We start from the raw sequence: 12,791 nt of genomic DNA on the forward strand, positions 1-12,791 counted from the left end.
AGCTGCCACGCGCTTCCGCGAGCGCACGGCCGTGATACCCAGCCATCATGGGACAAGCCACGTTTCTCGCCCGGCGGCTCACGCCAAGCGGGTGCATCGTCGGAAGAAGAGCGAGCCCGACGTTCCCGTCTGATCCACCCCCTCCCCCACGTCGGCCGCTCCCGGAGAAGCCGTCCGAGCCATGCGGTCGCAAACGCCGTTGCCCTTTCGCGCCGCGCCGTCGAGGATGGCCGCATGCGAACAGCGCCTGTGCCGAACATCCCCGCGATCCCCGGCATGAACCCGGGTGTCTTCGTGATGGGCGGAGGAGGAGGCGGCGGAGGGGCCGGGGGGAAAGGCGGCGGAGGCTCGACAGGCGCGCGGGGAGCCGACGGGAAGGGCGGTGGCAGCGACGCTGACGGCGGCGGGAAGAGCGCGGGGTCGTGCGGCACCGGCTCGGCCGACGGCGGCGGCTGCCCCAACCACCACGGCCCCGGTACGAGCGGCACGATGTCGCGTGGCGATCCGGTCGACGTCGTGACCGGCCGGGTGTTCACGCTGCCTGCCGTCGACCTCTTTCTTCCGAGCCCGCTGCCGCTCCGGATCGAGCGCACGTATTCCAGCACGTCGCGCGACCGCGACATAGGCCTCGGACCGGGGTGGACCTTCTCGCTCGCGTGGCAGGTGATCGAGCGCCGGCGGTCGGTCCGCGTCATCACGTCCGACGGCGTGGAGCACGATTTCGGCAAGATCGAACCGGGCGCCGGTGCGATCGGCCCCCATGGTTGGCTCCTGCACCGCGAGGGCCTCGGGTTCCGGCTCGATCTACCGGACGGTCCGCGCTTCTCGTTCGAGGTTCAGGTGCCGTCGGACGACGGCATGACCTACCGCCTCTCGGCGATCGCCGATCGCTGGGGCAACCGCATCGTCTTGGACCACGAGCAAGGCCATCTCGTTCAGGTGACCGACGCCGTCGGACGGGTCGTCCGCGTCGTCCGCGGGCGCGATGGCCATATTGCCGCTCTGGAGGCGAAGAACGCGCTCGAACAGGCGAGGTGGGTCCCGTTCGTCCGGTACTCGTACGACGCACACGGGCGGCTGACCGGCGCAGAGGACGCCGATGGCGAGCTCACGACGTACGCGTACGACGAGCGAAACCTGCTGACGTCCACCACGGCCTCGACGGGCCTCACCTTCTTCTTCCGCTACGACGCGGCGAGCCGATGCGTGGAGACCTGGGGAGAGGTTCCAGGCGCCACGGACATCAGCCTCGCGGAGGATGTCCCCGCGGTCCTTGCGGATCATGAGACGAAGGCGCGAGGGGTCCTCCACACGAAATTCGAGTATGGGGATGACGGTTACTCCGAGGCCGTGGATTCGGTCGGACTGCACCGCTATTTCGGCGACGCGCACGGCCTCGTCGCCAAGGCGGTCACGCCGCTCGGCGTCTTCCTGCGCAGCTACGACGACCGCGGCTTCCTCACCTCGTTCACGGACGCGCTCGGGGCGACCACCACCTGGGAGCGCGACCTGTTCGGGCGTGAGACGAGGGTGGTCGATCCGCTCGGGCGCGTGACGACGATCCGCCGCGATCCGGCGGGCGAGATCCTCGAGGTGTTCGGGCCTGACGGCGCCTCGACACGCGTGCACCGCGCGGGCGACGAGCTGAGCTGGACCGACCCGCTCGGCGCAACGTGCATCGTGCGCTTCGACGCGCGAGGGCAGCCTGTCCGGGCGGAGTGGCCCGACGGCAGGACCATCGTCTTCGCGCGGGACACGCACGGCAACGTGATCGAGCGCGTCGATGAGCTCGGGGCACGCACGCAGGCCAGGTACGACGCGTGGGGCCGGTGCGTCGAGATCCTCGACGCGCGCGGGGGGAGGACGGCGTTCACGTACTCGAACGCCGGCCGCCTGCTCTCCGTGCGTTCGCCAGACGGGGCCATCGAGCGGTACGCCCACGACGGCGCCGGCAACATCATTGCAATCACCGACGCCGAGGGTCGCACCACGCGCCTGTCCTATGGCGGCTTCCACAAGCTCTCGCGCATCGAGAAGCCGAACGGCGAGGTCGTGGAGCTCCGCTACAACCGCGAAGGGTGGCTCTCCTACGTCAAGAACGCCCGCGGCGAGATCTACCGCTTCACGAGGAATCCGGCGGGGCTCGTCGTGGAGGAGCACACGTTCGACGGGCGCGTCACGCGCTACGGTCACGACGCGATGGGCCGCGTCGTGTGGTCGAGCAACGGCCTGGGCGAACGCACGGAGTACGAGCGCGACGCCGCCGGGCGGCTCGTGCGGCGGGTGTTCGCCGACGGGACGGAGGAGTCGTTCGAGCACGACGAGAACGGAGACATCGTGGCCGCGGCGTGCCCTGCCGGGCTGTTCGTGTTCCAGCGCAACGCGAACGGCTGGATCGTGCGTGAAGAGCAGCACGTCGCGGGCGAGCGCGCCGACGTGCGGATCGACTACCGCCTCACGGGCGAGGTCGCCGGGCGCCGCACGTCGCTCGGGCACGCGGCGCAATGGACCCACGACTTCGCGCGCGGACAGGTGCAGCTCGCGCTCGACGGCGAGGTCGCCTCGGTGTCCCAGAACGACGTCCTCGGCCGCGAGGTCGCGCGCGTGCTCCCGGGCGGGGCGAGGCTCGAGGCGGCGTACGACGCGCTGGGGCGGCTTTCGGAGCGCAGGGTGATCGCGCGCGCGGCGGCGCCCGCGGTCGGACCGGGACAGCCCGCATGGGTCGGCCCGGTGCCGCCATCCACCGTCCGCGCCGAGGCGTTCCGTTACACGAGCGACGGGCTCCTCGCGATGCGCTGGGACCAGCGGCGGGGCACCACGCAGTTCTCCTACGATCCGATCGGCCAGCTCGTGCGTGTCTTGCGGGAGGGCCGAGAGGAGGCCTCGTTCAGGTACGACGAGACAGGCAACGTGCACGACGTCACGTCCGGCGCGCCGGGGCGCCTGTACGGGCCGGGAGACCGGATCGAGCGCTGCGGCGCCGAGCGCTACGTCTGGGACGCGGAAGGGCGCCTCGTCGCGCGACGCGAGCGCCGCTCCTCAGGGGAAGAGGCGGTGACGCGCTACCGCTGGTCCGCCGCCGGCCGGCTCGACGCCGTGGAGCGGCCGGATGGGACGGTGGTCTCGTTCGAGTACGATCCTTTCGCGCGCCGGGTGGCCAAGCGGCTGTGGCGGCGCGAGGTGGACGGCAGGCGCACGCTCCTCGAGGCGACGCGCTTCGTGTGGGACGGCGGCGCGCTGGTCCACGAGATCAAGCACAGCGCAGCGGCCGGCGGCGCGCCCGTCGTCGAGGAGCGCACCTACGTCTTCGAGCAAGGCTCGACGATCCCGTTCGCGCACCGCGACGCGCGCACGGAGGGTGGCGTGCGCACGGTGTCGCCGTGGTGGCACTACGTGAACGACGACGCCGGCGCCCCGGAGGCGCTCGTGGGCCCGGACGGCCGGCTCGGCTGCGAGCTCCTGCGCTCCCCGTGGGGCGCGGCCGCCGTGGCCGACGGCGCCTCGACGAGCACGCCCGTCCGCTTTCGCGGCCAGTATGCCGACGAGGAGACCGGGCTGTTCTACAACCGCCATCGCTACTACGACCCCAAGCTGGGCCGGTACATCAGCCCCGACCCCATCGGCATCGAGGGCGGGCTCAACCCGTTCGCCTACGCCGCCAACTGCCCCACGTCCGCCGTCGACCCCGACGGGCTGATGTACTCCGTCATCAAGGACGCGCGGGGCAACGTCGTTGCCGAAGGGCACAACCAGGATATTCCGGGCGGCGGCGTCGGCGGCAGCGGTGTTAAACCCCACCGTGGGGCGACGAGCGAACGGACTTCATGCGCAGAAATTACGGCGCTCACAAGTCTTGCTCACAAGATGGGGCCCGAAACGAAGAAGGAGGACATCGCGAAGCTGTTCAATGAGGAGGGGTACACCATCGAGACCTATGAAGGGACGAGGGACGACTACAAAACGGGCATCCGCTACGGCGCCAACCCCTGTCCAGCGTGCAAGAAGATGTTCAACGACATGGGGATCACGAAGGGCATCATAGGACATGCGCCGAGAAAATCCGAGAAAATCAAACCTTGGGACGGCGAAACGACCTACACCCCTGTCTCCAAGGGGGTACTGCAGCAGGCACGAAAGAGACGACGATGAGCGATCGAATGATTGACGGCCCAAAGCCTCCCAGAGGTGCTGTGGATCGACTGCGTGGCCCGGACGGTGGGTACGCGCGGTCGCACGCTGGCCTGGCCGAGTTCTGGCGATGCCTCCCTGAAGATGTCCTGGCCCGGTCCGCTTCCGAGCAAGACGCCGATCTCCTCACGGCGCTCGACCGATGGTTCGCGGAAGGGCCGAGCTGTGCACTCGTCGTCGGCGCAGATCAGAAGAGGCGCACCGAGGTGCTCGCGCGATGGGCTCTCTCTATGGCGGCACGCGATAGAGCAGAGGTGATCTTTCTCCCGGTGAGCTCGTGCTTCGGAACCGCGGTGGAACGCGAGGCGCTCAAGGTGCTGCTCGGTCTGTTTCGAAGCTCGTGGTCAGCAGCATTCTCTCGACCACGCAGCCCTAATGAGCTCCGGTGGTCGATCGCCGGAGCATTGCGGTGGGATCTGGAGATGGAAGATCCTGTGTTGCTCGTGATCGTCGACGGCCTCGAGCGCGCGGCGGACTGGGAGCCTGAGAAGGGGGTACCGTTTCTGGACGAAGCCGGCTTCAGGGTGCGGTTCCTCGTGTCCGTGGGCGTGGAAGGTCCTTCGGCGCGGAGCTCGGACTGGCGTCAGCATCTCGAATGGACGGAGGAGACCTCCGCGGTGCTGCACCTACCAGGGGAGGCCACCGCCGCAGAAGAGGCGGTGCAACAGGCGCGAGACACCCTGGCCGGGAGCGGAGATGTCGGGCGCGCGGCGGAACGATGCCTCGACGCCCTGGCGACGGCGCTCGCGCCGGTATCGAAGAACGACCTGATGGCTGCGTTCGAACTGTCCAGCGCGTCGATCGAGGCGCTCCACCGCGCGCCGCGTCCGGCGCGTGCTCTCGTGGTCCATGCGGACGACGGGACCTACCGCTTCCGCGACGATGCGACGCGCGCGCGCTGGTCTGCATCGGTCGATGTTGCGTCGATCGAAGTTGCCATCGTCGCGCGGGGCCTAACCAGCCTGCGCGCTGCCGGCACCCCCGAGCGTTCTCCTCTCGCCTGGCCAGCTTACCTCGTCGAATATCTGGGAGCCCACATGACGCGGCGAGCGCCTGCGCTGTCCGCCTTCATGGAGCTGGTCTCACCGGCGTGGCTCGCCGCGTGGATGGACAGACCGGGAGGGCTCGTGGGGTTCGTCACGGACGCGCGCCGCGCGCGCACGACGGCAGAAGAGGTGCTGTTCAACGCGTCCACCGAACCGGAGCGCGCGGCGGCGTTGAACCACATCGCGCGGTGCGCCGTCGTCGAGGGTGCGCTGTTCGCCAAGGAGGGAAGCCGGCACGGGCCGCGTGACGATCGCGCCCACCCCTACAAGGAGCCGAGCGTGGATCTCGCGAAGCCGACCGGCGCGGCGCGCGCGCGGGCGGTGGCGCTCGTCACGCTGGCAGGCACCCTCACCGGGGCCGAACGGGAAACGGTGCAGGCATGGGCGGACGAGGCGCGGGCTGCGCTCGGTGAGGCCAGCGAGCTTGTGCCGTGTCCAATCCCCTCGTTCTCCGGTATCCCGACAGAGGCCGATCCGGAGCTCACGCGCCGGTTGCGCGACGCCGCTCCCAACAAATTCGGGTCTCTTCTCTCCGGTCCTTATCATGAGGCTGCCGCCGCGTGCGCGGGGCTTGAGCCGGAAGAAGCGTTGCGTCTGGCCGGCAGCACGGAGGGTGTCCTCCGCGTGACCGCCTTCGCGGCGATCGTGCCGCACCTGCCCGAAGCGCTCCGCGAACGAGCCGTGGCCGAGGTCATGGACGCCTACTGGCAGCATGGGGACGACGACACGCTGCGATCCGTGCTCGCATGTGCGCCGTGGATGGCGCTGGACGACGCCTCATGCGTGCTCTGCGATGTGCTGGGGAACCGGTGGCAGAAAGATTTCGAGAACCTCTTGATCGGCTGGGGCGGGCTCACGGATTTCGCGCCGCTGCTGCGCAGGCTGGGCGGCTCGGCGGCGATCGTCGGCGCTGCCTCCGCGATCGCGGAGGTGGGCCGCTGGTTGCCGTAGCGGCGCCTCGGGCCCAGGCCGCGTCGAGGCCGGCCGCGTCGCCGACGCCCTCCGGGGAGCCCGCGCCGCGTCGCCGACGCCTTCCGGGGAGCCCGCGCCGCGTCGCCGACGCCCTCCGGGGAGCCCGCGCCGCGTCGCCGACGCCCTCCGGGGAGCCCGCGCCGCGTCGCCGACGCCCCCCGGGGAGCCCGCGCCGCGTCGCCGACGCGCTCCGGATCGCCGCCGCCACCCACGTCGCAAAGCTGCCTCCCATGGCCGGAATCCTGCCCGCCCCTTTCGCGCCCGCGCGACCGTGCTACCCCCGCCATCATGGGAAATGCCGCGTTTCTCGCCCGCCGGCTCACGCCGAGCGGGTGCATCGTCGCAGGTACGAGGCTCGCGTCTCACCGAGAGGCGCTGAAATCGAAGAAGATCAAGCTCGCCCCCAGGGTCGACGCAGCCGTCCAGTCCGTCATCGCGCGCACCGAGGACGTCGAGGCGCTCGGGAGCACCGACGCCACCATGACGGAGATCGATCGCGGCGCCGACCGGTGCATCTCCGCCTTCGGCGCCCAGCTCGACGGCATCGAGCGCTCGTTCGACCACGACGACATCGTGCCGCTGAGCGATGACGAGGCCGCGCGCCGGGCCGACGCCGCGCGGGTGCGGTCGGAGGTGCTGTCGTCCGGCACGGGCTTCGTCAAGCTCGTGTACTCCCAGCAGTGGGTGCGCATGAGCGCGATGATCAAGGCGCTCGACGGCAAGGACGTGAAGGCGGCGGTGGAGCGCCTCGGGCTCGCGGCCGAGGTCGATCGCCTCCGGCGCTGGACCGCGCTCTACGGCCAGAAGCTCGGCGTCACCGAGGCGAAGAGCGCGGCCCCGGCGATCCAGGCGGTGGAGGCGTGGCACGAGGCCTACGGCACGCTCCTGGTCCAGGTCCACGCCGAGTACGACGACGACAAGGACGAGGCGCATGCGCTCCTCCGCGACCGCCTCCTGTCGCCTTACGAGGACGCGGCGGAAGAGGAGCGGCGCACCGAGCGGGCCCGCGCCGCCAGCGCCAGGAAGAAGCACGAGCCCGACGTTCCCGCCTGATCATCCCCTCTCCCGCACGTCAGCCGCGCCCCCGGCGAGGCCGTCCGAGCCATGTAGCTTTCCCGGGCCGCCGGACGGTGGGCTCGCGATTGCCGCGATTGCACACATTCGCGGGACCGTGGGACCATCCAGTCACCATGGGTAAGGTCACCGCCCTCCATATGGACACCATCACCGAGAAATCCGGTCACCAGATGACCGGGTTGGCGGTGAGCGTGTGTCTGACCCCGGCCGCGCCCAGCCCGCTGCCGATCCCCTACCCCACCATGGGCACCGTCGCGGAGGGGATCATCGACCCGTGCATGCGCACGAAGATCGAGGGCGCGAAGATCCTCACCGTCGGCGGCTGCATGAAGGCGTGCCACGGCAACGAGCCGGGCACGCTCAAGGAGGTCGTCAGCCTCAACACCGGCGGGCCTTGCTTCCCTTGGCTCGGCGCGCCGAACGTCATCATCGAGCTCGGCATGGCCGGCATCACCGGCAGCATGGGCCAGATGAACAAGAGCATCACCGTCGGCGCCGGCGCCAGCGCGAGCGGCGCTGGCGGGGGCGGCGGCGGCGGTGGGGGCGGCGGCGGCGGCGCCGGGGGCCCGGGCGGCGCCAGCCCGCAAGGCGGCGGCAACGGCGGCGGAGGCGGCGGCGGGAGCAACAGCGGCGCCGCGCCGCCGAGCCCGCCCGCGCCGCCGGGCGCCGACGGTCAAGGCAAGGCTGGGCACCCGGTCGACGTGATCACCGGCGCGATGTTCACGGTGCCTTCCGTCGACTTCGAGCTCGGGGGGCCGCTCCCGCTGCAGTGGGTGCGCCAGTACCGCACGTCCGCTGTTCACCGCCGATCGGGGCTCGGCTGGGGATGGACCCATTCGTTCGGCTGGACCGCCGAGGTCGGCGAGTCCATCGTCACGGTCTTCGACAGCGAGGGGAGCCCCCTCCACTTTCCACCCGTCAACGACGGCGAGATCGCCTATGCGCCGTTCGGCCGGAGCCTTGAGCGGAGGGGCGCAGCGCTCGTGCTCGCGACGCGGGACGGGGTGGAGCGCGTGCTGCAGCGTGAATCGCAGGGGCGGTACCGCCTGCACGCCGTCCGTGACCGCTCCGGCAACGAGATCGAGCTCTCGTGGGAGGGCGGCCAGCTCGTCGCGCTCACGGACTCCGTGGGGCGACGGATCGAGCGCGAGCAGGCGGGCAACGTGATCCTGTGGCGGATCCTGATGACCGATGAGAACGGCGCGCAGCACCGCCGGCTCGGGGTCGCGTACGAGATCGACGCGCGGGGGGACCTGGTCAAGGTCGTGGACTCGGGCGGCGTTGCCGTCGAGTACCGCTATGACGAGGAGCATTTCCTCATCGAGGAGCGGCTGCCCGACGGCATGGTCTACCGCTTCCGCTACGAGGACGGCCCCGACCGCAAGCGCCGCTGCGTCGAGACGTGGGGCGAGCTGCCCGGCCGCGACATCCTCGCGGAGATCGGCGACCGCGGCGCCTCCGCGGCGAAGGGCCTCTTCCACGTGCAGATCGCCTACGGCCCGAGCCCGTTCGAGTCGACCGTCACCGACGCCACGGGCGGCGTCCACCGCTATCACGGCAACGCGCTCGGGCTGGTCGAGCGGTACGTCGATCCGCTCGGCCGCGCGACCCGCCTGTCGTACGACGCGAGCGGCCACCTCGCCAGCGTGCAGGATGCCATGGGCTACGTCGACCACACGCGTCACGACGCCATGGGCAGACCGCTCACGTCGACCGATGTCCTCGGTCGCCGGCTGCGCTTTCGCCGGGACCCGCAGGGCAACGCGGTCGAGTTGACCGACCCGGCCGGCGCGGTCTGGAAGATGGAGCACGACGCCGCTGGCCGGCTGGTGCAGCGCACCGATCCGTCAGGCGCCGCAACGCGGTGTGAGTACAACGCCTGCGGGCGCGCGGTACGGACCACCGGGCCGGGAGGGACGGAAGAGACGCGCTACGACGCCCACGCGAACCTGATCGAGCGGATCGGCGTGCGCGGCGAGACATGGCGCTACACGTGGGATCTCCTCGGCCTCCCCGTGCGCCTCGAGACACCCACGGGCGCGGTGTATGAGCTCTCGTACGACTCCCGGGGCGATATCGTGGAGGTCGTTGGGCCGCACGGGCGCCGTGCCGAGCGCCAGTTTGACGCGCGCCGGCGGGTCGTCGCCGAGCGGCACCCGGGAGGCGGGATCACGAGATCGCGCTTCGTGGGAGATGCGCTCGTGGAGCGCGCCTTCGCGGATGGCTCCCGGCTCAGATGGGGTTACGACGCGATGCTGCGCCCCGTGTGGATCGAGAACGCCGCCGGAGAGCGCCACCTGTTCGAGTACGACGTGGCGGGCCAGCTCGTGCGCGAGCGGACCTTCGCCGGACATGAGCATCACTACGAGTACGACCTCCTCGGTCGGTGCGTCGCAAGGACAGGAGAAGACGGGCGCGCGCTGCGCCTCGTGCTCGACGCCGCGGGGCAGGTCGTTCGGCGGGAGCACCACGAGGGGACGAGCGTCGTCCTCGAGCGCGATGTCCGCGGCTTCGTCACGCGCGCCCTCGCCGGGATCGCGAGCGTCGAGCTCGTCCGCGACCAGACGGGTCGCGTCGTGCGCGAGACGCAGCGGTGCGGCGGGTGGTCCTTCTCGGTGCAGCACGAGTTCGATTCTCTCGGCCACGAGGTCGGGACCCGCTACTCGACCGGCTGGTACGTCTCGCGCCGCAGGGGCAAAGGCGGTGTCATCGAGCAGCTCACCGTGCACGGCGCCGACGGGTCCATCGAGGAGGCGCTGACGTTCGAGCATGGGCCCGAGGAGATCGTGCGGCGCTCCGATCGGCGGACCGGGATCGCGATCACCCGCGACCGCCTCGGCAGGCCGGTGCGCGTCCGCGCGCTCGGCGAGGGCGGCGCGTCGATCCGCGAGCGCGCGTTCGAGTGGGCGCCCCAGCCGGGCATCGCGACCGTCGTGGACAGCGCCCACGGTCGCCGCAGCTACACGCTCGACGCGATCGGTCGTGTCCGCCGCGCGAGCGGCCTCGGGGTCGAGGAGAGATACGAGTATGCGGCCCAGGGGACGCCGATCGCGGGCAGCGAGGGCACCGCCTCCGTCGGCCGCGGCGGCCGCAAGCGCGCGGCCGGCTCGGCGCGCTTCCTGTGGGACACCAGCGGACGGCTCGCGCAGCGCCTCGGCGACTCGCCGGCGAGCTCGTGGACGTACGCCTACGACGGCGAGAACCGGCTGATCGAGGCGCAGCGGCACGACGGCTTCGTGGTCCGCTTCGTTTATGACGCCTTCGGGCGGCGCCTTGCGCTCCTGCGCAGCGACGGGACGAGCACCTGGTTCGGATGGGATGGCGACTCGATGGTCGAGGAGCGGCCCAGCGCGGGGCACGCGGTGCGCCGGGTGTTCCGGGAGGACGGATATACACCTCTCGCCGAGCTCGCGGACGAGGCAGGCTGGCGGCTCGTGGCGACCGACGCGGCCGCGACGCCCTGGCTCTACCTGAGCGCCGACGGCGCCGTCGCGTCGCTCGATCTCGACCCTCTGGGCAACGAGGCGAGGATCGAGGGGCGGATCGGGCTGCTCCGGTTCGCCGGCCAGCGCGCCGACGTGGAGACAGGTCTCCGGTACAACCGGCACCGGTATTACTCGCCGGAGCTCGGGACCTTTCTTACGCCGGACCCGCTCGGACAGGCCGGCTCGGTGCACGACATCGGCTTCGTCCCCAACGCGACCGAGTACATCGACCCGCTGGGGCTCATCGTCATCATCGGCTACACGGCCAACGACGATCATCCCGACGCGCAGGGGCGCGGCGAGACGCTCCGCGCCGCGCAGGAACGCGGGGCGGCCACCGGACAGCGGGTGGTGCGCGCCGACGAGCTGCGCGGTCCCCACAACCCGGGCGGCATCTCGCTCGAAGGCGAGACGCACGTGGAGGTCGTCACGCACGGCTCGACCCGCGGCGGCCAGGTCACGTTCCAGAACGGGCAGCGCAACTGGTCGACCGGCCGCCAGCTCGGCGAGGCGCTGAACCAGGCAGGGCTACAGCCAAGCTCGGAGGTCGTTGTCGTCGCCTGCAATGCGTCCACGACCCCCACGGAGCGACCGAGGCAGAGCGTCATCGCGGGCGTCAACCAGGCCACGGGCTGCCCGACCTCGGGGCCCTCGGGGATCGCCTATGTCCGCCCCTACAACCAGCAATACTGCGGCGTTTGCCCGCCGACGCCGGGCGCTGCGGGCTCGGTGGATCTCACGGATGGGCACTGGGACCGCGCGACGGGTCCGCGCGGTGGCACGCCCACGGTGAGCCAGGTCAGCGCGCCCAGCTCGCAGCACGCCGGCTCGTGGAACGATCCCACGGCGCCGACCGGGCGCGGGTCGCACGGCGGCGGCTTCCCCGGCGCGCCGCCGCACGAAGACTGATCACCGGAGCGCTTTCGCCTTCGCGAGGACCTCGGCGTTCTCGACCCACGCGGCGAAGACGGGCAGCTTGCTGCGCCGGGCGAGGACGAGGACCAGGAACGGCATGGCGCAGCTGAAGCGCCGCGGGGGTGACATCAGGCCGAAGGAGCGCGACGGCGAGGGTGCCGTCGCGCCCCCGTCGTCGAGGCGAAAGCGGATGACCTGCTCGAGAGGGCCCAGGCGGACGCGCCCGAGCGACGGACTCTCGATCACGCGGTCGGCGAGCTCGCTCGAGCGAGCGGCGCACGCGATGTCGATCACCGGCATGAACAGGCCCTCGTCGGCGGAGAAGCGCGCGCGCGGGTGCGCGTCGTCTTCCTGAAGAAGGGAGAGCGCGCGGTTGATCGTGCGCGCCAGCGTCGATCCGGCGGGCAACGTGGCCACGATGATCCTGACCTCGGGATCAGCCGCGCGGAGCTCGACGACGAACTGGTTGTACGCGGCGTCGATCTCCTCGTCCGAGAGGCCCACGAGCTCGGCGTCCGTGTAGCGGGGGAAATGCACGAGCGCCTGCGTTGCCCGCGACTGCCAGACGGATTCGGGCTCGTCCGGGCTCGACCACACGCCGAAGCAGGGGACCTGAACGCCGTGGTGCGATCGAGGGAACGGAGCGCGGGCCAGCGGAGGATCGAAGCGCGGGTGCATCGCGAAGCCGCTCCACAGGGCGATCCTGTCCGGGTCCGCGCCGGACGGCGCGCCGAGGGGCCAGTCCACGCCGAAGAGACGGCAGCTCTCCCGCTGGAGCGCCTCGGCCGATCTCTCGGCGAGCGGCCCGGCCCAGGCGGCCCAGTACGCCGGGTCCAGGGTCGTCTCGTCGATCGAGCTCTCGCGCGTGGCCTGCGCGAGCGACGCCGCCGGCTCGCCGGTCCCAGCAAGCGCGATCTCGAGGGGAGCCCCTGCCAGCGAGGCGAGCCGCTGCCACGCGATCGCGCTCACGCCGGTCCACACGAGGCTCACGCCCGGCCGGTGCTCGACGTCGAGGTGAGGGCAGACGCGCACAAACGCGTGCGGCGCGTCGTGGTGACAGACGGCGAAGGTGGTGGGCGGCATGGCGACAAGGGGAGTTTAATCGCGA

The 12,791-nt window shown here is 71.2% G+C and carries 5 protein-coding genes; 4 read left to right on the top strand and 1 reads right to left on the bottom strand.

Annotation, left to right across the window (positions count from 1 at the left end; genetic code table 11):
• Positions 1–489: 489 nt before the first annotated feature.
• From WMF44_RS22975 to WMF44_RS22990, 4 genes are all read left to right on the top strand, one after another.
• Positions 490–4,149 carry an RHS repeat-associated core domain-containing protein gene (locus tag WMF44_RS22975; RefSeq protein WP_437301251.1) on the top strand — a complete coding sequence of 1,220 codons (3,660 nt, stop codon included), beginning with the start codon at positions 490–492 and terminating at the stop codon, positions 4,147–4,149.
• 332 nt (positions 4,150–4,481) lie between these two features.
• A complete protein-coding gene (locus WMF44_RS22980; RefSeq protein ID WP_437301252.1) occupies positions 4,482–6,185 on the top strand; it encodes a hypothetical protein in 1,704 nt (567 codons plus the stop codon).
• 309 nt (positions 6,186–6,494) lie between these two features.
• Complete coding sequence (locus WMF44_RS22985) at positions 6,495–7,259, top strand: phosphoenolpyruvate--protein phosphotransferase (protein ID WP_437301253.1); 765 nt, start codon at positions 6,495–6,497, stop codon at positions 7,257–7,259.
• Positions 7,260–7,396: 137 nt separating this feature from the next.
• Positions 7,397–11,677, top strand: a complete 4,281-nt coding sequence (locus WMF44_RS22990) for a PAAR-like domain-containing protein (RefSeq protein ID WP_437301254.1) — start codon at positions 7,397–7,399, stop codon at positions 11,675–11,677.
• Here WMF44_RS22990 and WMF44_RS22995 read toward each other — a convergent pair whose 3' ends face one another.
• The gene (locus WMF44_RS22995) at positions 11,678–12,766 is read right to left on the bottom strand and encodes a hypothetical protein (RefSeq protein ID WP_437301255.1); all 1,089 of its coding nucleotides are present in this window, start codon (positions 12,764–12,766) and stop codon (positions 11,678–11,680) included. It abuts the gene before it with no gap.
• Positions 12,767–12,791: the final 25 nt, after the last annotated feature.

This window comes from Sorangium sp. So ce426, from assembly GCF_051475585.1.
GTDB lineage: Bacteria > Myxococcota_A > Polyangia > Polyangiales > Polyangiaceae > Sorangium > Sorangium cellulosum_B.